General features: G+C 72.3%; 19 protein-coding genes. 7 read left to right on the forward strand and 12 right to left on the reverse strand.

Annotated elements, in window-relative coordinates; all coding sequences use genetic code 11:
- Positions 1–100: 100 nt before the first annotated feature.
- The gene (locus tag ACWG52_RS07275; protein WP_389813491.1) at positions 101–2,539 is read right to left on the reverse strand and encodes a Tex family protein; all 2,439 of its coding nucleotides are present in this window, start codon (positions 2,537–2,539) and stop codon (positions 101–103) included.
- Positions 2,540–2,623: 84 nt separating this feature from the next.
- Complete coding sequence (locus ACWG52_RS07280; protein ID WP_390136837.1) at positions 2,624–3,487, reverse strand: SCO6745 family protein; 864 nt, start codon at positions 3,485–3,487, stop codon at positions 2,624–2,626.
- A gap of 431 nt (positions 3,488–3,918) precedes the next feature.
- Between ACWG52_RS07280 and ACWG52_RS07285 the strand changes: the two genes are divergently transcribed.
- A complete protein-coding gene (locus ACWG52_RS07285; protein WP_390136838.1) occupies positions 3,919–5,466 on the forward strand; it encodes a M1 family metallopeptidase in 1,548 nt (515 codons plus the stop codon).
- A gap of 57 nt (positions 5,467–5,523) precedes the next feature.
- Here ACWG52_RS07285 and ACWG52_RS07290 read toward each other — a convergent pair whose 3' ends face one another.
- Positions 5,524–6,420, reverse strand: a complete 897-nt coding sequence (locus ACWG52_RS07290; protein WP_453128227.1) for an oxygenase MpaB family protein — start codon at positions 6,418–6,420, stop codon at positions 5,524–5,526.
- A gap of 130 nt (positions 6,421–6,550) precedes the next feature.
- Here ACWG52_RS07290 and sph point away from each other — a divergent pair, with 130 nt between their 5' ends.
- Positions 6,551–7,540, forward strand: coding sequence for a sphingomyelin phosphodiesterase (gene sph, locus ACWG52_RS07295; RefSeq protein ID WP_033220217.1), 990 nt, complete (start codon positions 6,551–6,553; stop codon positions 7,538–7,540).
- 51 nt (positions 7,541–7,591) lie between these two features.
- Here the strand turns inward: sph and ACWG52_RS07300 are convergent, their stop codons facing one another.
- Together ACWG52_RS07300 and ACWG52_RS07305 are read right to left on the reverse strand one after the other, a co-directional pair.
- A complete protein-coding gene (locus ACWG52_RS07300) occupies positions 7,592–9,277 on the reverse strand; it encodes a BCCT family transporter (protein ID WP_390136842.1) in 1,686 nt (561 codons plus the stop codon).
- A gap of 174 nt (positions 9,278–9,451) precedes the next feature.
- Positions 9,452–11,341, reverse strand: coding sequence for an AMP-dependent synthetase/ligase (locus ACWG52_RS07305; RefSeq protein ID WP_389813475.1), 1,890 nt, complete (start codon positions 11,339–11,341; stop codon positions 9,452–9,454).
- 85 nt (positions 11,342–11,426) lie between these two features.
- On the opposite strand from ACWG52_RS07305, the gene ACWG52_RS07310 reads away from it, so the two are divergent.
- Both ACWG52_RS07310 and ACWG52_RS07315 read left to right on the forward strand, forming a co-directional pair.
- Positions 11,427–12,158 (forward strand): MerR family transcriptional regulator, encoded by a 732-nt coding sequence (locus ACWG52_RS07310; RefSeq protein WP_389813472.1) that lies wholly within the window; start codon positions 11,427–11,429, stop codon positions 12,156–12,158.
- Positions 12,159–12,272: 114 nt separating this feature from the next.
- Positions 12,273–12,941, forward strand: a complete 669-nt coding sequence (locus ACWG52_RS07315; protein ID WP_389813469.1) for a maltokinase N-terminal cap-like domain-containing protein — start codon at positions 12,273–12,275, stop codon at positions 12,939–12,941.
- A 55-nt stretch (positions 12,942–12,996) separates the two neighbouring features.
- On the opposite strand, the gene ACWG52_RS07320 is transcribed toward ACWG52_RS07315, so the two are convergent.
- The 5 genes from ACWG52_RS07320 to ACWG52_RS07340 are packed head-to-tail and all read right to left on the reverse strand — an operon-like array spanning position 12,997 to position 19,816.
- On the reverse strand, positions 12,997–15,168 hold the full coding sequence (locus tag ACWG52_RS07320; protein WP_389813466.1) for a 3-hydroxyacyl-CoA dehydrogenase NAD-binding domain-containing protein: 2,172 nt from the start codon (positions 15,166–15,168) through the stop codon (positions 12,997–12,999).
- A 51-nt stretch (positions 15,169–15,219) separates the two neighbouring features.
- A complete protein-coding gene (locus ACWG52_RS07325) occupies positions 15,220–16,434 on the reverse strand; it encodes an acetyl-CoA C-acetyltransferase (RefSeq protein WP_390167770.1) in 1,215 nt (404 codons plus the stop codon).
- A 47-nt stretch (positions 16,435–16,481) separates the two neighbouring features.
- Positions 16,482–17,624 (reverse strand): acyl-CoA dehydrogenase family protein, encoded by a 1,143-nt coding sequence (locus ACWG52_RS07330; RefSeq protein ID WP_389813461.1) that lies wholly within the window; start codon positions 17,622–17,624, stop codon positions 16,482–16,484.
- Positions 17,625–17,633: 9 nt separating this feature from the next.
- Complete coding sequence (locus ACWG52_RS07335) at positions 17,634–18,659, reverse strand: LLM class F420-dependent oxidoreductase (protein ID WP_389813458.1); 1,026 nt, start codon at positions 18,657–18,659, stop codon at positions 17,634–17,636.
- On the reverse strand, positions 18,659–19,816 hold the full coding sequence (locus tag ACWG52_RS07340; RefSeq protein ID WP_389813455.1) for a CaiB/BaiF CoA transferase family protein: 1,158 nt from the start codon (positions 19,814–19,816) through the stop codon (positions 18,659–18,661). The genes ACWG52_RS07335 and ACWG52_RS07340 overlap by 1 nt, the downstream gene beginning before the upstream one ends.
- A 267-nt stretch (positions 19,817–20,083) precedes the next feature.
- On the opposite strand from ACWG52_RS07340, the gene ACWG52_RS07345 reads away from it, so the two are divergent.
- Positions 20,084–21,283, forward strand: a complete 1,200-nt coding sequence (locus ACWG52_RS07345) for a saccharopine dehydrogenase family protein (RefSeq protein ID WP_453128231.1) — start codon at positions 20,084–20,086, stop codon at positions 21,281–21,283.
- Positions 21,284–21,343: 60 nt separating this feature from the next.
- Here ACWG52_RS07345 and ACWG52_RS07350 read toward each other — a convergent pair whose 3' ends face one another.
- Complete coding sequence (locus tag ACWG52_RS07350) at positions 21,344–22,021, reverse strand: endonuclease V (protein ID WP_389813451.1); 678 nt, start codon at positions 22,019–22,021, stop codon at positions 21,344–21,346.
- A gap of 26 nt (positions 22,022–22,047) precedes the next feature.
- On the opposite strand from ACWG52_RS07350, the gene ACWG52_RS07355 reads away from it, so the two are divergent.
- Both ACWG52_RS07355 and ACWG52_RS07360 read left to right on the forward strand, forming a co-directional pair.
- Entirely contained in the window at positions 22,048–22,347 is a 300-nt protein-coding gene (locus tag ACWG52_RS07355) for a YciI family protein (protein WP_033220007.1), read from the forward strand.
- Positions 22,348–22,852: 505 nt separating this feature from the next.
- Positions 22,853–23,383: a GNAT family N-acetyltransferase gene (locus ACWG52_RS07360; protein WP_389813448.1), complete on the forward strand. Its 531-nt coding sequence runs from the start codon at positions 22,853–22,855 to the stop codon at positions 23,381–23,383.
- Here ACWG52_RS07360 and ACWG52_RS07365 read toward each other — a convergent pair whose 3' ends face one another.
- Positions 23,384–24,469, reverse strand: coding sequence for a WD40/YVTN/BNR-like repeat-containing protein (locus ACWG52_RS07365; RefSeq protein ID WP_453129048.1), 1,086 nt, complete (start codon positions 24,467–24,469; stop codon positions 23,384–23,386).
- Between the last annotated feature and the right edge of the window lie 93 nt (positions 24,470–24,562).

Consider the following 24,562-nt stretch of genomic DNA (forward strand, 5'->3'; position numbering starts at 1 on the left):
ACGCGAGTTGGCAAGGCAAGTCCCCAGGTGGGGAAGCTATTCGGCCACTCCGTACGCGGCCCGCGCCTGTCGGGTGGCCTCAAGACGCCCTTGACGGGGGCTACTTCTTGCGGCGCTCCTCGGGTGCGGTGAGGCCCGCGCGGCGCAGGGCGTCCGCCATCGCGCTGTTGGCGGGGGCGGGGGCGTTGCCGCCGCCCTGCCGACGGCCCTGACCGCCCTGGCCGCGCTCGCCCTGGCCCTGGTTCCGGCCGCCCTCGCGGTTACCGGACCCGCCGCGCTGCTGCGGCGGCCGGCCACCGCCGCCACCGCCCCGTCGGTCCTCGCGCTGCCGGGGCGCGCCCGCGCCGCGCTCCGCCCCGGCCTCGTCCTCCAGCCGCAGGGTCAGCGAGATCCGCTTGCGCGGGATGTCCACGTCCATGACCTTCACCCGGACGATGTCGCCCGGCTTGACCACGTCCCGGGGGTCCTTGACGAAGTTCTTCGACAGCGCCGAGACGTGCGCGAGCCCGTCCTGGTGGACGCCGATGTCGATGAAGGCGCCGAAGGCGGCCACGTTGGTGACGACGCCCTCCAGGATCATCCCGGGGGCCAGGTCGCCGATCTTCTCGACGCCCTCCTTGAAGGTGGCCGTCTTGAAGGCCGGGCGCGGGTCGCGGCCCGGCTTCTCCAGCTCGCGCAGGATGTCCGTGACGGTGGGCAGACCGAAGGCCTCGGTGACGAACTGCTCCGGCCGCAGCGAACGCAGCAGACCGGAGTTGCCGATCAGGGCCGCGACCTCGCTGCCCGCGGTCTTGGCCATGCCCCGGACCACCGGATAGGCCTCGGGGTGCACGCTGGAGAAGTCCAGCGGGTCGTCGCCGCCGCGGATCCGCAGGAATCCCGCGCACTGCTCGTACGCCTTCGGGCCGAGCCGGGCCACGTCCTTGAGGCCCTTGCGGCTACGGAAGGGGCCGTTGGCGTCGCGGTGGGCCACGATGTTCTCGGCGAGGCCGCCGCTGATGCCCGACACCCGCGAGAGCAGCGGCGCGGAGGCGGTGTTGACGTCCACGCCGACGCCGTTCACACAGTCCTCGACGACCGCGTCGAGCGAGCGCGAGAGCTTCACCTCGGACAGGTCGTGCTGGTACTGGCCGACGCCGATCGACTTCGGGTCGATCTTGACGAGTTCGGCGAGCGGGTCCTGCAGGCGGCGGGCGATGGAGACGGCGCCGCGCAGCGACACGTCCATGTCCGGCAGTTCCTGCGAGGCGAAGGCGGAGGCCGAGTACACGGAGGCGCCCGCCTCGGAGACCATCACCTTGGTGAGCTTCAGCTCGGGGTGGCGCGTGATGAGGTCCCCGGCCAGCTTGTCGGTCTCGCGGGAGGCCGTGCCGTTGCCGATGGCGACCAGCTCGACGGCGTGCTCCTTGGCCAGGCGGGCGAGCTTGGCGAGGGACTCGTCCCACTTGTTGGCGGGGACGTGCGGATAGATCACGTCGGTGGCCACGACCTTGCCGGTCGCGTCCACGACGGCGACCTTCACACCGGTACGGAAGCCCGGGTCGAGGCCGAGCGTCGCCCGGGTGCCGGCGGGGGCCGCGAGCAGCAGGTCGCGCAGGTTCGAGGCGAAGACCCGTACGGCCTCGTCCTCGGCGGCCTGGCGCAGTCGCGTCCGCAGGTCGATGCCGAGGTGCACCTGGATCTTCGTACGCCAGGCCCAGCGGACCGTGTCGGCCAGCCACTTGTCGCCGGGACGGTCACGGTCGGCGACACCGAAGCGGCGCGCGATCATGCCCTCGTAGGTGGACGGGCCGGGCGTCGCTGTGTCTTCGCGGTCCTCCGGCTCCAGGACGAGGTCGAGGACGTCCTCCTTCTCGCCGCGCAGCATGGCGAGGACGCGGTGCGAGGGCAGCGCGGTGAACGGCTCGGCGAAGTCGAAGTAGTCGGCGAACTTGGCGCCCGCCTCCTCCTTGCCCTCACGGACCTTCGCCGCGAGCCGGCCGCGGCCCCACATGCGCTCGCGCAGCTCGCCGATCAGGTCGGCGTCCTCGCCGAACCGCTCGGTGAGGATGGCCCGGGCGCCGTCCAGGGCGGCCGCCGGGTCGGCGACGCCCTTGTCGGCGTCGACGAACGCGGCCGCGGCGGCGACCGGCTCGACGGACGGGTCGGCCAGCAGGCCTTCGGCGAGCGGCTCCAGACCGGCCTCGCGGGCGATCTGCGCCTTGGTGCGCCGCTTGGGCTTGAAGGGCAGGTAGATGTCCTCCAGCCGGGCCTTGGTGTCGGCCGCGGCGATCCGCGCCGCCAGTTCGTCGGTGAGCTTGCCCTGCTCCCGTACGGAATCCAGGACCGCCGCGCGGCGGTCCTCCAGCTCCCGCAGGTACCTCAGCCGCTCCTCTAGGGTGCGCAGCTGGGCGTCGTCGAGCATCTCGGTCGCTTCCTTGCGGTAGCGCGCGATGAACGGCACGGTGGAGCCGCCGTCGAGCAGCTCGACGGCGGCCTTGACCTGCCGCTCCCGTACGCCGAGCTCCTCGGCGATCCTGCCTTCGATGGACGTCGTCACGATCGGGTCCCGCCTGCCTTCGTTTGCACTGGAAGGCTGCCAATTGTGGCAGGTGGCGGTGGCGGACGGGCGGAGCCCTGCCCGTCAGGCCCTGCCCATCAGGTCCCGCGGGAAGGCCCCGGCGGTCACGGCCTTGAGGACGAGGGCGCCGCCGAGTTCGGTGAGGCGGGCCAGGCCGTCCGCGCCGAGGTGCTCGTAGGGGGCGGCGTCGAGGCGGTCGGTCTCGCTCTCCAGTCGCTCGCGCAGGGCCGTGCCCTCCTCGGTCAGGTCGCCGTCGGCGTCGAGGACGCCGCGCTCGCGCAGCCGGTCGGCCGCGGCGTCGAGGTCGTCCTGCGTCCAGCCGCGTATGCCCTTGATCCGCTTCGGGGTCATGCCCTTGCCGGTGGCCGTGTGGCTGACCAGGGCCTCCACCGGGTCCAGGCCCGCGAGGAGCAGGGCGGCGAGGTGGCCGTCGCCGCGGTGCTCGCGCAGCAGGGTGGTGGCGTGCCACAGCCGCAGGTGCGGGGCCTCGGGTACGGGGAGGTCGGCGTGGGCGGCGTAGAGGGTGCGGGCGTGCCGGGTGCAGCGCTCGGTGGCCCGCATCGCCAGGTCGGCGGCTTCGGCGACCTCGGGGGACTTCACGGTCTCTTCGCCGAGCAGCCGGGTCAGGGTGGCGTCGGCGGCGCGCAGCCGAGCGGCGAGGGCCTGCTCGGGGGTGACGGTGTCCCAGACGGCGGGCAGGTGCCGGGCGACGACGTCGTGCCGGTAGTTGTAGAAGGCGGCGGTGACCGCGCCGGCCCCGACGGCCCCCATCGCGGCGGAGCGGTGCGCGAGGTTGACGGCGACCGGGTCGGTTATCCCGAGGGCGGCGAACTCCTCGGCGATCTCCGGCGAGAAGTAGACGGTGGAGTGCAGCGGATTGACGGCGGTGTGCCAACAGCGTCGCGCGGCGCGCGGGTGAAGGGTCATGCGCGGCACGGTACCTACTGTCCGGTACGCCGGACAGGGGGATCGAGCCCCACGCTCCTCCGCTCCCCGCGCGGGGTCGCTCCGCACCGCCGACCGGGGGCGGGGCGGCCGCACAAGGGTGGGTGTACCGCAAGGGGTGTCGTGGTGATCCGGACGTTCCCTCGGGCAGGGTCGGGCGGGTGGTGGCGGCTTCGGGAAGGGGGCTCCTGGCGGTCGGTGCGCAGGCCGGGGCGGGTGTGCCGGGGTGGGCGGTACCCCCGTGGGTGGTCGCGGCACCGTCCCGCGCGCGGACGCGTGACGGCCGAATGGCGATCGTGTGACAGCAGGGGCCATGGACATGACCTGAACGGTCAAGGGTGAATACGGTCGAACGACAAGGCCTTGGACCACTCTGTGAACCGATCTGTCTCCCCTACCACTTGGAGCCATTCGTGCACCGCAAAGTCATCGCCCCGAGCGTGCTCGCCGCTTCCCTCCTGCTGGTGATCCCGGCGTCGGCGGCGGGTTCGGGTTCGGGCGCCCCGGGTATCGGCGATCCCTACTACCCGGCCAGCGGCAACGGCGGATACGACGTGTCGCACTACGACCTGCGCCTGCAGTACCAGCCGAAGACGGACCTGTTGGAGGGCACGGCCACCCTGTTGGCCACCGCCAAGCAGGACCTGTCCCGCTTCAACCTGGACTTCGGCCTCCAGGTCAGCGAGATCCGGGTCAACGGGGTCAAGGCGAAGTTCGCCACGTCCGGCTCCCACGAGCTGGAGGTCACCCCGGCGAAGCCGCTGGCGCGCAACACCCCGCTGTCCGTCGTCGTCAAGTACGCCGGGAAGCCCTCGGAGTTCAAGGTGGACGGCTGGAGCGCCTGGCAGCGTACGCCCGACGGTGGGGTCGCGGCGCAGGAGCCCGACTCGGCGGTCTGGTGGTTCCCCAGCAACGACCACCCGCTGGACAAGGCCACCTTCGACGTCTCGATCAACGTGCCCGACGGCACCCAGGCCATCAGCAACGGCGTGCTGCAGTCCCAGACCTCGCGGCTGGGCTGGACCCGGTACAACTGGCGTTCCAACAAGCCGCAGGCCACCTATCTGGCCACCCTGGCCGTCGGCAAGTTCGACATCACCACCGACAAGACGGCGAGCGGGCTGCCGATCCTCAACGCGTACAGCAAGGACCTCGGCGACAACGCGGGCGCGGCGCGCGCGAGCGTGGAGCGGACCGGCGAGGTCGCCGAGTGGCTGGAGGGGGTCTTCGGGCCGTACCCCTTCAACGCGCTGGGCGGCTACGTGCCGAACGTGACGGCCGGCTTCGCCCTGGAGACCCAGACACGGCCGTTCTACGGGCCGGCGCAGTTCCGCAACGGCGCCAACGTCTCGGTGGTCGTGCACGAGCTGGCGCACCAGTGGTACGGCGACAGCGTGTCCGTCGAGGGCTGGAAGGACATCTGGATCAACGAGGGCTTCGCCCGCTACAGCCAGTGGCTCTGGTCGGAGAAGGAGGGCGAGGGCACGGCGCAGGAGCTGGCCGACTGGGCCTACGCCCTGCGCCCGGCCGAGGACGCGTTCTGGCAGGTCAAGCCGGGTGACCCCGGTCCGGAGAACCAGTTCCACGGCGCCGTCTACGACCGCGGGGCCATCGCCCTGCAGGCGCTGCGCAACGAGATCGGCGACGAGAAGTTCTTCGAGATCCTCAAGGGTTGGCCGACCGAGCGGGCCTACGGCAACGCCAAGGTCGGGGACTTCGTCCGGTACGCCGAGAAGGTCTCGAAGAAGCCTCTCGCCCAGCTCTTCGAGACCTGGCTGTACACCCCGGGCAAGCCCGAGGCCTCGGCCCTGAACCCGTCGGCGGCGGGGCCCACGGCCCGCTCGTCGCGGCAGTCCTCCCCGGCGAAGCCCGCCGCGGAGCCGAAGTCCTGGAAGAAGATCGCGGCGACCGACACGATCCACGACACCGAGCACGGCGCCGGGCCCGGCCACCGGCACTGAGTCCGCACCGCCCGCGGCCCCCGCATCCGGCGGGGGCCGCGGGCGCACGGAGGGTCGTCAGCGGCGGCCCGCATGCCACGCGGCCCGCGCCCGGTAGGCGATCGGCAGGTACCGCAGCCGCTCGGGCAGCAGCGGTACGAGGAGCCGTACGACCGTGCTGAACCGCCGGAGCGTGCGCTCCTGGGCCGGGCTCCACTCCAGCCCGATCGCGGCGCGGGCCTCGGGCGGCATGTAGCCGACGGTGACGAAGGCCCGGAGGCGCAGGAAGGCGGCCCGCAGCACCGGCCAGGTCAGCCTCAGCAGCAGGCGCACGGCCGGCGAGCCGGCCGGCGGCCGGGGCAACTTCACCTCGGTGGAGATCAGCTCGCGGGCGACGGCGGTGGGCTCGATCTCCTCGGCCAGCATCCGGCCCCAGTACGTCCAGTACTCCTCGATGCTCTGCGGCATGTCCCGGTCGCGCAGGCCGAGGATGCGCCCCACCTGGAGCCACTCCTGGTAGAGCTGCCGCTCCTGGGCCGGGGTGAAGCGGCGCAGCAGGTAGCGCCCGGCGTAGAGGTAGACCGGGAAGCCGGTGGCGTGGACCCAGGCGTAGCAGGCGGGGTCCAGGGAGTGGTAGCGGCGGCCGCGGGTGTCGGTGCCCTGGATGTCCTTGTGCAGGCGGCGCACCCGGCGGCCTTCCTCGGCGGCCTCCTCCCCGCCGTACACCCACAGCTGGACCGAGCGCAGGGAACGCTCGCCGCGGCCCCAGGGGTCGGTGCGGAAGACGGAGTACTCGTCGACACCGGCCGCGATGGCGGGGTGGGCGACCTGCATGGTGAAGGCGGCGGGCAGCATCAGCAGGGCCCGGACGTCACCGGCGATGGTCCACAGCACCCCGCCGGGTGGCGGCGGCTCGGGGTCGGTGCGGCGCGTGGCCGCAGGTCCGGCGGGGTGTACGGAGTCCGTCTTCGTCATATGACAAGTATGCGAGCACCGGACGGCCGTCCTACGGACAGAAAGTCTCTGCACGGGTGTTACCCAGAGGTAACTGCTGCTGCTTGTATGACGGCGTCGATCTTCCCCCGCAGGAATGATGGAGACCTCCATGCTGCTTTCCTCGCCCCGCTCGCGCCGCGCCGCCGCCACGGCCGTCGCCGCGGTCGCCGCAGGCGCGCTGGCCGCCACCACCGCGCCCGCCGCCTCGGCGGCGGAGACCGCCGCCGCGCCGCGGCTCAGCGTCCTGTCGTACAACGTGTTCCTGATGAGCAAGAACCTGTACCCGAACTGGGGCCAGGACCACCGGGCCGCCGAGATCCCCCGGACCTCCTTCTACCAGGGCCACGACGTGGTCGTGCTCCAGGAGGCCTTCGACAACAGCTCTTCGGACGCGCTGAAGGCGAACTCCGCCGCGCAGTACCCGTACCAGACCCCGGTCGTCGGCCGCAGCAAGAGCGGCTGGGACGCCACGGGCGGCGCGTACTCCGCCACCACCCCGGAGGACGGCGGGGTCACGATCCTCAGCAAGTGGCCGATCCTGCGCAAGGAGCAGGTCGTCTACAAGGACGCCTGCGGCGCCGACTGGTGGTCCAACAAGGGCTTCGCCTATGTCGTGCTGAACGTGAACGGCACCAAGGTGCACGTGGTCGGTACGCACGCGCAGTCCACCGACCCGGGCTGTGGCGCGGGCGAGGCCGCGGAGATGCGCGCCCGTCAGTTCCGCGCCGTGGACGCCTTCCTGGACGGGAAGAACATCCCGGCGAACGAGCAGGTCATCGTGGCGGGCGACCTGAACGTCGACTCGCGCACGCCGGAGTACGCGAGCCTGCTGGCGAACGCCGACCTGGCGGACGCCGACAGCCGTACGGGGCACCCGTACTCCTTCGACACCGCGCTGAACTCCATAGCGAAGTACCGCTACCCGACCGACCCGCGCGAGGACCTGGACTACGTCCTCTACCGCAAGGGCAACGCCCGCCCGGCGGGCTGGGAGAACAACGTGGTCAAGGAGCAGTCGGCGCCCTGGACGGTCTCCAGCTGGGGCACCTCCTACACGTACACCAACCTCTCCGACCACTACCCGCTGATCGGACGCTGAGCGTTCGCTGTCGGGTCGCGCCGGTACGGCCCGACCCGACAGCCCCGCTCGTCAGGGACGGCCGTCGGGTGGCCGGGCCGCGTCCGTGCCCGTCGTGTCCGTCGTGTCCGCCTCCGGGTCGCCGGAGGGGCCGATGCGGATCTCGAACTCGCCGCCGTACTCCTCGTGGCCCGCGGCCACGGCCACGGCCACCGCTTCCTCGCCCTGTTCGCCCTGGATGATGAGCGGGTCCCGGCGCAGGTCGCGCATGAGCGCCACGCACATACCGATCATGACCAGGGTGAACGGCGCCGCCACGAGGATCGTCAGGTTCTGCAGTCCGGCGAGCGCGTCGCCCTCCCCGTTGCCGATGAGCAGCATGATCGCCGCGACGGCACCGGTGACCACGCCCCAGAAGACGACCACCGGCCGGGACGGTTCGAGGACGCCCTTCTGGGAGAGCGTGCCCATCACGATGGAGGCGGCGTCCGCGCCGGAGACGAAGAAGATCGCGACGAGGACCATCACCAGCAGGCTCATGAAGGTGGCGGCGGGGAACTGCTGGAGCAGCCCGAAGAGTTGTCCCTCCGGGGTGCTCTCCTTGGGGAGGTCGCCGCTCTCCTGGAGCTTCATGGCCGTGCCGCCGAAGACGCAGAACCACACCAGGCTGACCGTGCTCGGTACGAGGATGACGCCGCCGATGAACTGCCGGATGGTGCGGCCGCGGCTGATCCGGGCGATGAACATGCCGACGAACGGGGTCCAGGAGATCCACCAGGCCCAGTAGAAGACAGTCCAGCTGCCCAGCCACTCGGCGACCTCGCCGGCGCCGGTGGCCTCGGTACGGCCGATGAGCTGGGGAAGGTCGCCGAGGTAGGCGCCCAGGGACGTGGGCAGCAGGTCGAGCACGATGATGGTCGGCCCGGCGATGAACACGAAGACGACCAGGAGCAGGGCGAGCACCATGTTGATGTTCGACAGCCACTGGATGCCCCGCTCCACACCGGAGACCGCGGAGGCGACGAAGGCGACGGTCAGGACGGCGATGATGCCCACGAGCAGCGCGGTGCCGACCGAGTCCATCCATCCCAGCTCCTGGAATCCGCTGCCGATCTGGAGAGCCCCGAGGCCCAGCGAGGCGGCGGAGCCGAAGAGGGTCGCGAAGATCGCCACGATGTCGATGACCCGGCCGGCGCCCCCGTGGGCGTGCCGGACTCCGATGAGCGGCTCGAACACGGCGCTGATCGTCTGGCGGCGGTCGCGTCGGAAGGTGCTGTAGGCGATGGCGAGCCCGACGACCGCGTAGATGGCCCACGGGTGGAGCGTCCAGTGGAACAGGGTGGTGGCCATCGCCGTCTGCATCCGCTCGGCGGAGTCGACCGGATGCGTGCCGGGCGGGGGCGTCCCGTAGTGCGCCAGGGGTTCGCTGACGCCGTAGAACATGAGCCCGATGCCCATGCCGGCGCTGAACATCATGGCGACCCAGGAGACGGTGCGGAACTCCGGGACCTCGTCCTCGTGGCCGAGGCGGATCCGGCCGTAGCGGCTGATCGCCAGCCAGAGGGCGAACACGACGAAGCCGCTGGCGGCGAGCATGAAGGCCCAGCCGCCGTTGTGGATGAGCCCTTCGAGCAGGCTGCTCGACACGCTCTCCAGCGAGTCCGTCGCCACGGCGCCCCAGAGGACGAAGGCGAGGGTCAGGCCCGCGGTGACCCCGAAGACCACCTTGTCCGTGCGGGAAGGCTGATCGGCCGGCAACGAAGCCCCCTTCCCCGAAGGACTGGAACCACATATCGTGACAGAGCATCATGTATTTCACATTTAAGCTCATATCGGCCGATGAGGGTCGTAGGGCGCCCGCGCGGCGGTTCACCCGCTCCGCGACACCGGTGCGGTGGGCACGATCCCGCCCACCGCACCGGTCCGTCCGGGCTACGCGGACGCGGACGGCTCCTCGGACGGCTCCCCGGAGGGCTCCCCGTGGGGCGCCTCGTACGGGTCGTCGTACAGGCCGTCGATCAGCGCGCCGTACTTGTCACGCACCACCCGGCGGCGGAGCTTGAGCGAGGGCGTGAGTTCCCCGGTCTCGGGGCCCCACTCCTGCGTCAGCAGCCGGTACCGCTTGATCTGCTCGGTCCGGTTGAGCCGGGCGTTGGCCGCCTCCACCGCGCGGGCGATCTCCGCCCGGACGGCGGGGTGCGCGGCGAGCTCGGCCGGGGAGGCCGCCTCGATGCCGCGGGCGGCGGCCCAGACCGGCGCCAGCTCCGGGTCCAGGACCAGCAGGGCGACCAGGTAGGAACGGCCGTCCCCGTGCACCAGGGCCTGGCCGATCAGCGGGTGTTCCTTGACGGTGTTCTCCACCAGGGCGGGCGAGACGTTCTTGCCGTTCGAGGTGATGATCAGTTCCTTCTTGCGGTCGGTCAGCCAGAGGTAGCCGTCCTCGTCGAGGCGGCCGATGTCCCCCGTCGGGAACCAGCCCTCGGTGTCCGCGGCGCTCTCCACCGAACCGTCCGGCCGCAGATAACCGCCGAAGACGGTCGCCCCCCGGGTGAGGATCTCCCCGTCCTCGGCCAGCCTCAGCTCCAGCCCCTCGATCGGACGGCCCACCGAGCCGAGGCGGAAGCCGTCCGGGCTGTTGACCGTGCACACGCCCGAGGTCTCGGTCAGCCCCCAGGCGTCCATGATGGTGATGCCCCAGCCGGCCCAGAAGCGGACCACGTCGATCGGCATCGGCGCGGTGGCGCTGGCCGTCCACATCAGCCGGTCCATGCCCGCCAGCCCCAGCAGCGGGTCCAGCACCTGCTCCTTGGCCCGGGCGTACGAGGCTTCGAGCGCGGCCGGCACCTCCTCGCCGCGCTCCCGGTGCGCGGCCCGGGCGCGGGCCAGGTCGTTCGCGGCCTCGATGGCCGCGCGCTGCGCCTCGGGGAGCTGGGCGAGGACCGCGCGGACCGAGGCGGCGAGCTTCTCCCACACCCGGGGCACGCCGAAGAACTGCACCGGGTGCAGCTCCCGGACCGCCCCCGACACGGCGGCGGGGTCCGCGCACAGCCGTACGTGGGAGGCCCGGAGCAGGGGCAGGTAGATGCCGAGGACCCGCTCGGCTATGTGCGCGAAGGGCAGGTAGCAGATGTGCTCGGCGTGCTCGGGCAGATCCACGTGCCGGTCGAGGCGGATCGCCTGCAGCATGAGGTTGTGGTGGGTCAGCCGTACGCCCTTCGGGTCCCCGGTGGTCCCGGAGGTGTAGACGACCGTCAGCGGGTCCTCGGGGCGGGTCTCCCGCCAGGCCTTCTCGAAGGCGTCGGCGCGGTGCAGCCGGACCCCGCCGGAGTACACGGAGCCGTAGGTGGAGTGGCTGCCGGCTTCGGCGGCCTCGGCCACGACGAGCCGCTCCAGGGGCACGTTCGGGTCGGTCAGCAGCGGTTCCCACCGCAGGAGTTCGCGGGCGCCCTCGACGACGGCGACCCGGGCCCGGCTGTGTCGGGCGATGTGGGCGATCTGCTCGGGCGCGGAGGTCCCGTACACGGTGACGGGCACGGCGCCGAGGTGGACGAGGGCGAGGTCGCTGAGCCAGTGCTCGGGGCGGTTGCCCATCATCATCAGCACGTGTTCGCCGCGCTCGACGCCGAGGGCGGCGTATCCGGAGGCGAGGACGGCGACCTTGCGGCGCACCTCGCCCCAGGTGAGGGTCGTCCACTCGGCGGCGTCGGGGCCGGCCCGCCAGGACAGGGCGGGGAGCTCCCCGTACTCGGCGGCGTTGCGGGCCAGCAGGGCCGGCAGGGTGATCTCTTCGGGTCGTCCGGGCAGTCGCAGGTTCGTGGTCATGGGCAGCTCCTGGCCGTTTCACATCGTTGGTGCGACAGCAATACTGTTGAACCCAAGCTGTGGAGCAGAGAGCGAGGCGCAGACGATGGCCGACCAGGCACCCGAGCCGATGCTCACCGTCGACGAGCTGGCGGCCCGGGCGGGCGTCACCGTGCGCACCGTTCGTTTCTACAGCACCCGCGGGCTTTTGCCCCCTCCCGTGATCGGCCCTCGTCGGGTGGGGCACTACGGGCCGGAACACCTGTCGCGGCTGGCGCTGATCGAGGAGCTGCAGCACCAGGGCATGACCCTGTCCGCGATCGAGCGCTATCTGGACGCGCTGCCGGACGACCTGAGCGCCCACGACCTGGCGATCCACCGTGCGATGGTGGCCAGTTGGGCTCCGGACGCGGCGCAGGAGGTGTCGCGGGAGGAGCTGGAGAAGCGGGCGGGGCGGAGCCTGTCGGACACCGATGTCCGGCGGCTGACTGCGATGAACGTGCTCGCCGCCGCGGGGGACGGGTTCCGGGTGGACGTGGGGCTGCTGAGGCTCGGGGTCGCGCTGCTCGACGTACCGATCGCCCACGAGACGATCCTGGCGGCGCGCGGGGTGCTGATCGAGCACACCCGGTCGGCGGCGCACGAGCTGACGGCGCTGTTCCGGGACGAGGTGTGGGGGCCGTTCACCCGGGGCGAGAGCGATCCGGAGCGGGTGGAGTCGATGAAGGCGCTGTCGGCGCACATGCAGCCGATGGTGGTCCAGGCGCTGGTGACGGCCTTCCAGCGGTCGCTACGGGAGGAACTGCGGGCGGCGTTCGCCTCGGAACCGGAGGCATGACGGGCGGCACGGCCGGCGGCACGACGGGCGGTGGGCGGCGGGCGGCACGACGGGCGGTGGACGGCGGGCGGGCCGGCAGGCGGGCACCCCCGCCGCCCGGGTAGGTTGCCGATCATGGCAGTCATCCATCGCACGACCATGTCGCCCGGCAAGCTCGAACTCCTCGCCGGCTGGCTGCCCTTGCGCCCCTGGTACCGGGGTGGCTCGGGCGGTCCTCAGCTCTCCAAGGCCGGTGGATTCCGGCTCGACGACCCCGAGGGCGAGGTGGGCATCGAGTTCATGGTGGTCACCGACGCCGGCGGGAACGATCCGGTGACCTACCTGGTCCCGCTGACCTACCGCGGCGCTCCGCTCAAGGGCGCAGAGGACGGCCTGATCGGCACCTCCGAGCACGGCGTGCTGGGCCGTCGCTGGATCTACGACGGGGCCCACGACCCCGTCCTGGTCGAGCAGTTGCTGGCCCTGCTCGCGGGCCGGACGACGGCCCAGGACCAGAACGAGAACGACACCCCCGACCCGACGGTCGAGGTCCGGACCGAGGGGGCCGGGGTGCCGGGGTGCCCGACCGGCCCCGGGACCGTGACGGACACCGCCGACGCGAGCCTTGTCACCGTGGGCCCGATGATGGAGGAGGGCCCCGTGTCGACCCTGACCGTGTGCCGGGTACTGCGTCCCGCTCCCGCCGGTGACGGCGCGGGACGACGGGTCCTGGCCGGCTGGTCCGCCCCGGACGGGACCCGGCAGCACGGGCTGTTCGCCCACCTGGCCGTGTCCGAGGACTGACCGGAGGAACACCTCGGGCCCGCCCCTGGGGGGCGGGCCCGAGGCTGTCACCGGATCAGTCGGCGTAGGTCTCGCCGCGCTCGGCCTTCGCGACCAGCGAGGCCGGCGGGGTGAAGCGCTCGCCGTACGTGTCGGCGAGGTCGCGGGCCCGGGCCACGAAGCCGGGCAGGCCGCCCTCGTAGCCGTTGATGTACTGGATCACGCCGCCCGTCCAGGCCGGGAAGCCGATGCCCATGATGGAGCCGATGTTGGCGTCGGCGATCGAGGTGAGGACGCCCTCGTCGAGGCAGCGGACGGTGTCCAGGGCCTCGGCGAAGAGCATCCGCTCCTTCATGTCCTCGAACGGGATCTCGTACCCGGGCTTGGCGAAGTGCTCGCGCAGGCCCGGCCAGATGCGGGCGCGCTTGCCGGCTTCGTCGTACTCGTAGAAGCCGGCTCCGCCGCTGCGGCCGGGACGCTCGAACTCGTCCACCATGCGGTCGATGACCGCGTCGGCGGGGTGCTCGGTCCACGCCTTGCCCTCGGCCTCGAAGGCCTTGCGGGTCTCGTTGCGGATCTTGCGCGGCAGGGTGAGGGTGAGCTCGTCCATCAGGGAGAGGACCTTGGCCGGGTAACCGGCCTGGGCGGCTGCCTGTTCGATCGACGCGGGCTCGGCACCCTCGCCGACCATCGCCACGCCCTCGTTGATGAACTGGCCGATGACGCGCGAGGTGAAGAAGCCGCGCGAGTCGTTGACCACGATCGGCGTCTTGTTGATCTGGCGGACCAGGTCGAAGGCACGGGCGATGGCCTCGTCGCCGGTCCGCTCCCCCTTGATGATCTCCACGAGCGGCATCTTGTCGACGGGCGAGAAGAAGTGCAGCCCGATGAAGTCGACCGGGCGCGCGACGCCTTCCGCGAGGCCCGTGATGGGCAGCGTGGAGGTGTTCGAGCACAGCAGCGCGTCCGGCTCGATGACGTCCTGGATCTCCTGGAACACCTTGTGCTTCAGGGAGGTGTCCTCGAAGACGGCCTCGATGACGGCGTCGCAGCCCGCGAGGTCGGCCACGTCGGCGGTCGGGGTGATCCGGGCGAGCAGCTCGGTGCGCCCCGCCTCGGTGGTCCGGCCCCGGGAGAGCGCCTTGTCGAGCAGCTTCTCGGAGTACGCCTTGCCCTTGGTGGCGGCATCGAGCGAGACGTCCTTGAGGACCACCTCGATGCCCGCGCGGGCGCAGGAGTAGGCGATGCCCGCGCCCATCATCCCGGCGCCGAGGACGGCGACCTTGCGGACCTTGCGGGGCTCCACGCCCTGCGGGCGGCTGCGGCCCGCGTTGACGGCCTGGAGGTCGAAGAAGAACGCCTGGATCATGTTCTTGGCGGTCTGGCCGGTGACCAGCTCGGTGAAGTAGCGGGCCTCGATGGTCAGCGCGGTCTCGAAGTCCACCTGGGAGCCCTCGACGGCGCAGGCCAGGATGTTGCGCGGCGCCGGGTACGGGGCCCCGTTCAGCTGCTTCTTCAGGTTGGCCGGGAAGGCCGGGAGGTTGGCGGCGAACCGCGGGTTGGACGGTGTACCGCCCGGGATCTTGTAGCCGGGTACGTCCCAGGGCTGCTTCGACTCGGGGTGCGCGTCGATGAAGGCGCGGGCCTTGGTCAGCATCTCCTCGGGGGTGGCGGCCAGTTCGTGCACGAGGCCGTTGTCCAGGGCGCGCTGCGGGGTGTACTGGGTGCCCTGGAGCAGCACCTTGAGCAGCGCGTCGGCGATGCCCATCAGGCGCACGGTACGGGTGACACCGCCACCGGCGGGGAGGAGGCCCAGGGTGACCTCGGGCAGGCCGATCTTGGAGCCGGGCGCGTCGAGGGCGACGCGGTGGTGGGAGGCGAGGGCGATCTCGTAGCCGCCTCCGAGGGCCGCGCCGTTGATGGCGGCGACGACGGGCTTGCCGAGGGTCTCGATCCGGCGCAGGGAGCGCTTGATCTCGGTGCCGGTGTCGAAGGCGATCTGCGCGTGCTCGGGGCGGAGCCGGATCATGTCCTTGAGGTCGCCGCCCGCGAAGAAGGTCTTCTTGGCGGAGGTGTAGATGATGCCGCGGATGGAGTCCTTCTCGGCCTCGGCGCGGTCGGCGATCGCCGCGATGGAGTCCTTGAAGGCCTGGTTCATCGTGTTGGCGGACTGGTCGGGGTCGTCGAGGATCAGGGTGACGACGCCGGTCTCGTCCTGTTCCCAGCGGATCGTGGTGGACTCGCTCATGGTCACTGCTTTCGTTTCGGAAGGTCCGGTGGGCAGGGAGAACAGGACGGATCAGAGGCGTTCGACGATGGTGGCGACGCCCATGCCGCCGCCGACGCAGAGGGTGACGAGGCCGTAGCGCTTGTCCTGACGCTCCAGCTCGTCGACGATCGTGCCGAGGATCATCGCGCCGGTGGCGCCGAGGGGGTGGCCGAGCGCGATGGCGCCGCCGTTGACGTTGACCTTGTCGAGGGACAGGCCCATGTCCTTGACGAAGCACAGGACGACACCGGCGAAGGCCTCGTTGATCTCGACGAGGTCGATGTCGTCGATGGTCAGGCCGGCCTTGGCGAGGGCCTTGCGGGTGGCGGGGGCGGGGCCGGTGAGCATGATGGTGGGCTCGGAGCCGGAGACGGCCGCCGAGACGATCCGGGCGCGCGGGGTCAGGCCGTTTCGCTCCCCCGCCTCGCGGGAACCGATGGCGACGAGGGAGGCGCCGTCGACGATGCCGGAGGAGTTGCCGGCGTGGTGGACGTGGTCGATCTTCTCGACCCAGTGGTACTTCTGCAGCGCGACCGCGTCGAAGCCGCCGAGCTCGCCGATGTCGGCGAAGGAGGGCTTCAGCTTGGCGAGGGTGTCGGCGGTGGTCCCCGGGCGGACGAACTCGTCGTGGTCCAGGACGATCAGACCGTTGCGGTCGGTGACCGGGACCACGGACTTCGCGAAGCGGCCGTCCTTGATGGCGGCGGCGGCACGCTCCTGGGAGAGGGCCGCGTACTCGTCGACGTCGCGCCGGGAGAAGCCCTCGATGGTGGCGATCAGGTCGGCGCCGATGCCCTGCGGGACGAAGCCGGTGTCCCAGTTGGTCATCGGGTCGGCGAACCAGGCGCCGCCGTCGGAGGCCATCGGGACGCGGGACATGGACTCCACGCCGCCCGCGAGGACCAGGTCCTCCCAGCCGGAGCGGACCTTCGCGGCGGCCAGGTTGACGGCCTCCAGGCCGGAGGCGCAGAAGCGGTTCTCCTGTACACCGGCGACGGTGTCCGGGAGGCCGGCGGCGATGGCCGCGATCCGGGCGATGTCGGAGCCCTGGTCGCCGACCGGGCCGACGACGCCGAGCACGATGTCGTCGATGGTGCCGGGGTCGAGGCCCGGGTTGCGCTCGCGCAGGGCGTCGATGAGTCCGACGACCAGGTCGATCGGCTTGGTGCCGTGCAGGGCGCCATTGGCCTTGCCGCGGCCGCGCGGGGTGCGGATCGCGTCGTATACGTAAGCTTCGGTGCTCACTGGTCAAGCCTTTCGGAGGTGTCCAGGGGGAGGAAGGAAGAGGGAGGTCAGCCGAGCAGGGAACGACCGATGATCTCCTTCATGATCTCGGTCGTGCCGCCGTAGATGGTCTGGATACGACCGTCGATGAAGGCTCGGGCGACCGGGTACTCGCTCATGTAGCCGTAGCCGCCGTGGAGTTGCAGGCAGCGGTCGGCGACGCGCTTCTGCAGTTCGGTGGCCCACCACTTGGCCATCGAGGCGTGCACATGGTCCAGTTCGCCGTTGGAGTGGTCGGTGATGCAGCGGTCGAGGAAGGTCCGGGTGACGGCGACCTCGGTGGCCATCTCCGCTATCTCGAACCGGATGTGCTGCAGCTTGGCCAGCGGACGGCCGAAGGCCTCGCGCTCCTTCACGTACCGGGTGGTGATCTCCAGCAGGTGTTCGGCGGCGGCGATGCCGGCCATCGCGATGCCCATCCGCTCCTGCGCGAGATTGGTCATCAGGTGGACGAAGGCGCCGTTCAGCTCGCCGAGCAGGTTCTCCTTCGGGACGCGTACGTCGTCGAAGAACAGCTCGGCGGTGTCCTGGGACTTCTGGCCGATCTTGTCGAGGTTGCGGCCGCGCTCGAAGCCCTCCGCACCACGCTCGACGACCAGCAGCGACAGTCCGTGCGCCCCGCCCTCGGGGGTGGTCTTGGCGACCACGATCACCAGGTCGGCGAGGATCCCGTTGGAGATGAAGGTCTTGGAGCCGTTGAGCACCCAGTGGTCGCCGTGGTCCTCGGCGGTGGTCCGGATCCCCTGGAGGTCGGAGCCCGCGCCCGGCTCGGTCATCGCGATGGCGGTGATGGTCTCGCCGGAGCAGAAGCCGGGCAGCCAGCGGCGCTTCTGCTCCTCGGTGGCGAGCGAGGTCAGGTAGGGCCCGATGATGTCGTTGTGCAGGCCGATGGCCAGCCCCGGGGCCCCCGCGCGGGTGAACTCCTCGGCGATCACGGCGGCGTAGCGGAAGTCGGTGTTCCCACCGCCGCCGTACTCCTCGGGGACGGCAAGGCCCAGCAGCCCCTGGCGGCCCGCGGCCCGCCAGGCCTCGCGGCTGACGATGCCGTCCTTCTCCCATTGTTCGTAGTGCGGCAGCACCTCCTTGCTGAGGAAGGTGCGTACGGTCTCGCGGAACGCCTCGTGGTCGGCGTCGAAGATGCGGCGTTGCATCGGGGCCCCCTAGAGCCAGCTCTTGACGGTTTCGATCAGCTTGGCCGGGTCGGGGCCGACCGGTGTGACGTTGAGCATGGTGACGCCCGCCTCGCGGAAGGCCTCGACGCGCTCGCGCACGTACCCCTCGGGCCCGCACAGCGTCATCAGCTCGCAGAACTCGTCCGGGACGGCGGCGGCTGCGTCGCGCTTGCGTCCGGCGAGGTACAGCTCCTGGATCCGCCGGGCCTCTTCCTCGTACCCGTAGGCGACGGCCAGGTCGTTGTAGAAGTTCTTGCCGACCGCGCCCATCCCGCCGACGTACAGGGCGATCTGCGGGCGCGCGAGGTCCCGTGCGGCGGCCGCGTCGTCGCCGATGGCGAGCAGGCCGCCCGCGACGGTCCGCAGCGGGCCGAGCTCCGGCGAGCGCTTGGCGGCGCCCTCGGCGAGCGGGCCGCCCCACACCGCGGCGGCCTTCTCCGGGATGAAGAGCGTGGGCAGCCAGCCGTCCGCGATCTCGGCGGTCAGTCGCACGTTCGCGGGACCGAGCGAGGCGATGTAGACGGGGATCGCGGGGCGGACCGGGCGGGTGAGGATCTTCAGCGGCTTGCCGTGCCGGCCGCCCTTCTCGGGCGGCAGCGGCATGTCGGTGATGCCGTGGTGGTCGATCGTCTCGCGGCGCCAGATGCGCCGACACAGCTCGACCGTCTCCCGGGTCCGGCCGAGCGGCTTGTCGTACGGCATCCCGTGCCAGCCCTCGACGACCTGCGGGCCGGAGGCACCCAGACCCAGCAACGCCCGGCCGCCGGAGAGCGCGTCCAGGCCGGCGGCGGTCTGGGCGATGAGGCCGGGGGTGCGCGAGTAGACGTTGAGGATCGCCGAGCCGATCTGCAGCCGCTCGGTGCGGGCGGCGAGGTAGCCCATGATCGTCGGGGAGTCGAAGCCCCAGGCCTCGGCCACCCATACGGCGTCGAGCCCGGCCGACTCCAGCGCGGCGGCCTGGTCGGCGGCCCGGCGCGGGTCTGCGGCGTAGTCGAGCATCATGGACAGTTCCATCAGTTCTCCTCCTGCTGCGCGAGCAGGGCCGGTACGTCCCAGTCGGCCGCGACCGACTCCGTGTGCGCACCCGGCTGCGCCGGTCCTGTGGTGAGGGCACCCGGGGTCGTCGAGAAGCGAGGCGCGGGCGCGGGCTGAACGATCCCGCCGAGGTCGGTGAAGGTCCCGCGGGCGGCGAGGTGCGGATGGTCCGGGGCCTCGCGCAGCGAGAGCACGGGCGCCACACAGGCGTCGCTGCCCTCGAACACGGCCGTCCACTCGGCGCGCGTACGGGTCCTGAAGCGTGCGGCGACGACCTCCCGCAGCTCGCCCCAGCGGGCGAGGTCCTTGCGGGCCGGGGCCTGGTCCTCGATGCCGAGGAGTTCCACGAAGGCGTCGTAGAACTGCTGCTCCAGCGCGCCGACCGCCATGTACCCGCCGTCGGAGGTCTCGTAGGTGCCGTAGAAGGGGCAGCCACCGTCGAGGAGGTTGGCGCCGCGGCGGTCCTGCCAGCCGCCCGCCGCCATCATTCCGTGGATCATGGCGGTGAGGTGGGCGGTGCCGTCGACGATGGCCGCGTCGACGACCTGGCCGGTGCCGGTGGCGCGGGCGTGGTGCAGGGCGGCGAGGACCCCGATGACCAGGTAGAGCGAGCCGCCCGCGTAGTCCCCGACCAGGTTGGCGGGTACGGCCGGCGGCTCCCCCGGCTTCCCGATCATGCCGAGTGCGCCGGTGACGGCGATGTACGCGATGTCGTGCCCGGCTCTCTCGGCGAGCGGGCCGTCCTGGCCCCAGCCGGTCATCCGGCCGTAGACGAGCTTCGGATTGCGGGCGTGGCACTCGGCCGGTCCGACCCCGAGGCGCTCGGCGACCCCCGGCCGGAACCCTTCGAGGAGCACGTCGGCCCGCTCGACCAGGTCGAGGACCCGGGCCGGTCCGTCGGCGGACTTGAGGTCGAGCAGGACGGAGCGTTTGCCGCGGTTGGTGACGTCGTAGGCCGGATCGACCGCGAGGCCGCCACCACCGGGCCGGTCCACCCGTACGACGTCGGCGCCCAGGTCGGCGAGGAGCATGGCGGCGAACGGTCCGGGGCCGATGCCCGCCAGTTCGACGACGCGCACCCCGGCGAGCGGGCCGGGCCCGCTCGCGTCCCGGTTCCCGTTCCCTGTCACTGCCATCGGGCCCCCAGCGGCTCTGGTGTGCATGGTGTGCGTGGTGTGCGGCTATGTGACACAACTGATGTAACACCAGTGATGCTAGGAACGTGTTCCATCGAACACAAGCCCCCGGGCGGGGCTCCGGGTGACGGCCCGGCCCCGGAGCGTCCGGGCCGTCCCTTTCGGATCTTGCCGGGCCCGGCCCGCCCGGCGCGGCGTACCCGCTCGTACCGGCGGCCGAGCATCACGCTAGCCTCGGCCACCGAAACCCCCTGGGAGGAGCCGTTCATGAACGCAACTGTCCCGCACGACCGGCCGGAACGCGCCTACGACGTCGTGCTGTTCGGCGCCACCGGGTTCGTGGGCGCGCTCACCGCCGAGTACCTCGCCGCGCACGCGCCCGCCGGCTGCCGGTGGGCGCTGGCCGGCCGGAACACGGCGAAGCTGGAGCGGCTGCGCGAACGGCTGGCCTCGATCGACCCCGCGTGCGCCCGGCTGCCGCTGCTGCGGGCCGACGCCCAGGACCCCGCGGCCGTGCGGGAGCTGGCCGCGTCCACCCGGGTGCTGGCCACGACCGTGGGCCCGTACATCTGGTACGGGGCGGAACTGGTGGCCGCCTGCGCCGAGGCGGGCACGGACTACGTGGACCTCACGGGCGAGCCGGAGTTCGTGGACCGCATGTACGTCGAGCACGACGCACGGGCCCGGGAGACCGGGGCGCGGATCGTGCACGCCTGTGGCTTCGACTCGATCCCGGCCGACCTCGGGGCGTACTTCACGGTCCGGCAGCTGCCGCGGGGGGTCCCGCTGGCGGTCGACGGGTTCATGCGGTCCAACGCCTTCTTCTCCGGCGGCACCCTGGCCTCCGCGCTGACCGCGCTGAGCCGCGGCCCCCAGACCCTGGCCGCGGCGCGCGAGCGCCGGCTGCACGAGCCCCGGCTGCTGGGGCGGCGGGCCCGCGGGCCGGTGGGGGTGCCGCGGTTCAGCCGGGAGACCGGGACGTGGGCGATGCCGTTGCCCTCGCTGGACCCGCGGATCGTGGCCCGGTCGGCGGCCGCGCTGGAGCGCTACGGCCCGGACTTCCGCTACCGGCACTACGCCTCCGTCAAGCACCTGCCGGTCGCGGTGGGCGGTACGGCGGCGCTGGGCGCGACGGTGGCCCTGGCGCAGGTGCCACCGGCCCGGCGGTGGCTGATGAACCGCTGGGAGCCGGGCCAGGGGCCGGACGCGGAGCGCCGCGCGCGCAGCTGGTTCACCGTGCGGTTCGTGGGCGAGGGCGGCGGCCGGCGGGTGTTCACGGAGGTCGCGGGCGGCGACCCCGGTTACGGGGAGACGGCGAAGATGCTGGCCGAGTCGGCGCTGTGCCTGGCCCACGACGCCCTGCCGGAGGTGGCCGGACAGCTGACGACGGCCGTGGCGATGGGCGACGCCCTGATCGCCCGCCTCCAGAAGGCCGGGATCACCTTCCGGGTGGCGGACGCCCGCTGACGCACGGCCGGTCGGTCGCCGGTCAGGCCGGGCCGGGGCACGGCACCCGCACCGGGTGCCTCAGGAGGCCTCCCGCAGCGCCCGGCGGCACAGGGAGTCGGCGTGGCGGGTGGTCTCGGGGATCCGGAAGCGCGGGCTCAGGGCCAAGGCGTGCGCGCAGGCGTTGTCCAGCGAGACCCGGTGCCCGACGGACACGTAGACCGGCTTGATCCCGTCCTGTGTGCGCAGCGCCCGACCGACCTCGGTCCGGTCGGCCGCGAGGAGCGCGGCGCTGTCGCCCCGCCGGGCGCCCGGTTCCTCGTAGGTGAAGGTGAACGGGTTCTTCGCGATGCCGATGGTCGGGAGTCCGGTGACCACCCCGAGGTGGCAGGCGAGGCCGAAGCCGCGGGGGTGCGCGAGGCCGTAGCCGTCGCAGACGACGAGGCCGGGCCCGGTCTTCAGGGAGTCGAGGGCGGCCAGTACGGTCGGCAGCTCGCGGAAGGCGAGCAGCCCCGGCACGTAGGGGAAGCTGACGTGCCCCACGGCGGTGGCCTCCTCGACGACCTCCAGGGTGGCGGCGTCGAGCACCACGGCCGCGGCGGCGACCAGGTCGCGGTCGTCGTCGTAGGCGACGTCCACGCCCGTGACGAGGCCGCGGCCGGGTGGCGGGCCGGGCTCGGTGAGCACGACCTGATGGCGTAGTTCGTCCTGTATCGCCCGGGCCTCGGCCTCGTCGGCGGGGGTCTTCACACTCGTCATGATGGAGCGAGGGTAGCCTGGCGATCATGTTCGTCATGGAGCTCAGCTACACCGCCCCTCTTGAGTCCGTCGAAGAGCAGATGGATGCTCACATCGCCTGGCTGGACGGCTACTACGCCGCCGGCGTGTTCCTCGCGTCGGGGCGCAAGGTCCCGCGCGACGGCGGCGTGATCCTGGCCGGTGGGGTGTCCCGGGCGGAGATCGAGCGGATCGCGGCCGAGGACCCCTTCGCGGTGGCGGGTGTCTGCGCCTACACCATCACCGAGTTCATCGCCACGAAAACCTCCGCGGACCTGTCGACGGTGCGGGAGAACCCGGTCACGTAGGCCCGCTCTCGGATGATGCCGGTCGAGCCCGGGCGGTCGGTGCCATGGCGTCTCCCCAGGCCCACGGGGCCGAGGGGAAGCATCGCAAGGCGGAGGGGCCGGACGAGCCCGCCCGGCGCGGTGACCTGCAGCGTTCACCGGGTCGTCGCACGGCCCGCCCGCACCGCACCAAGGTGTCGGAACACATGAGTACGTCCGCACCGGAACGGGAACGGCCCCTTGGGCCGTCATTCGTGGATCCTGCCGGTCGAACCCGGGGCGTCCGCTGCCGTGGCGTGCCGTGCGGGTCGGGCACGCGGGCGTTCCCATGCCCCGGAGCCCCCCCGGGCCCGAGGTTGTCCCGTTCGTCCGGGCTCCACGCAAGCCCCACGGTCCGTCTGGCGATGCTCCCTTCGGCCGTGGCGTGCCCGGGGACCCCTCGCACCGGACTCCGCTCCCTGATCCGGCCCGACCGACCGGACGTCCCCCCAGAACCCCTCGACCGCCCTCACCCACCGGAGTGTTCATGCAGCCGCGCCTCGCCGTTCCCGCCGATGTCGCCGAGCTCATACGCCTGCGCGCCGCCGCGCTCGACGCCCTCGGGGTCGACCCCGGGCCCGCCGAGGCCGCCTGGCGACAGGTCGCCCGCAGTTGGTTCCTCGAACGCGTCGGCGACCGCCCCGACGTACGCTGCCTGGTCGTCGGCGGAGCCCCCGGCGAACCGCTGCTCGCCACCGGCATGGCCTGGGTCACCTACCATCTGCCCGGTCCGCTGTGGACCGACGGCCGGCGCGGCTACCTCGACGGGATCGTCACCGACGCGCCCGCCCGTGGGCGGGGTCACGGCCGCCGGATCGTCGACGCGTTGGTCGCCTGGCTCGGTGAAATCGACATCCACTACGTGCAGCTGCACGCGAGCCCGGACGGCGAGCCCGTCTACCGGGCCGCGGGCTTCACCGCCGGGCGCTACCCGGGCATGGACCTCGTCACCACCCCGACGCCGCCCGCGTCCTCGCCCGCGCCGGCCCCGCCGGCCCCGCCTGCGCCGGCCGGCTGATCAGCGGAGCCGTTCCAGCCGCGCCACGCGTCCCTTCTCCCCCGCCGCCCAGCATCCGGTGTCCGGCGCGCAGTCGACCGTGTCGAAGGAACCCGCCTCCAGGGGCCGCCAGCCGCGACCCCCGTCCGTGGTCACATCGGTGCCGGTGGGCCCCACCGCGAGCGCCGTACCCCGGCTGTACGGGAACCAGGCCGCGCCCGAGCGATAGGCCGGCGGTGGTGTCGCGGCCTGACGCCAGGTGCGTCCCCCGTCGGCGGACACGGCCGCGGCCCGCGGGGAGGCCTGCCCGGTGCGGTAGTCACCCCCGACCGCGAGTCCCCTCGTACGGTCCCGGAAGGCGAGGGCGAAGACCCCGCGCGCCGGATCGCCCGCCGGGACGGTGGATTCGGCGACCCGCCAGGTCAGGCCGCGGTCCGCGGAGTGCAGCACCCGGGCCTGCGCCCCGCCGCCGGTGGCCAGCCACACGTCGCGCGGGCCGGAGCTCACCAGGCACTGGCCGCTCGCGGCGAAGCCCGCCTCGCCCGGCAGCGCCTCGGGCATGCCCCCGTTCGACAGGACCCGCCAGGTGCGGCCGCCGTCGTCGGTGGCCAGGATGCGGAACTTCCCGTCCACCGGATCGCTCATGGCCAGGCCGTGGCGGGCGTCGAAGAAAGTGAGGCAGTCGTAGAAGGCGCGCGGGTCGGGATTGCGGAAGGCCTCGGTCCAGGTGGCTCCGCCGTCCTCGGTGCGCAGGACGCGGGAGGCCTCGCCCTCCCCGATGGACAGGGCCACGGCGCGCCGTGCGTCGAAGGCCTCGATGTCGCGGAACTCCAGGCCCTCCGCGACCGCGCCGGGTGGCGAGACGTCACGCCAGCTGCGGCCGCCGTCCACGGTGCGCAGCACGGTCCCCTTGGAACCGGCCACCCAGGCCGTGGTCCGGGTGACCGCCGCGAGTCCGCGGAAGCGTACGTCGCCCTTCCCGGTGTCCTTCAGGGCCCAGCCGGCGCCGCGTAAGTCCTGCGCCAACGGGGCCGGGCCGGTGGCCGGGGCCGCATCGGCCTGGGCGGGCGCGGCCAGTACTCCCACGACCAGGGTTGCCGCGCACATGCCGATTCCGAGTTCCAGAAGTCTCATGGCGCGGGAAGCTAACGCACCCCGGATGCGCCGTCCAGGGCGCCTTCCGGCCCCTGCCGTCGCACC

Source organism: Streptomyces sp. CLCI03 (genome assembly GCF_053615355.1).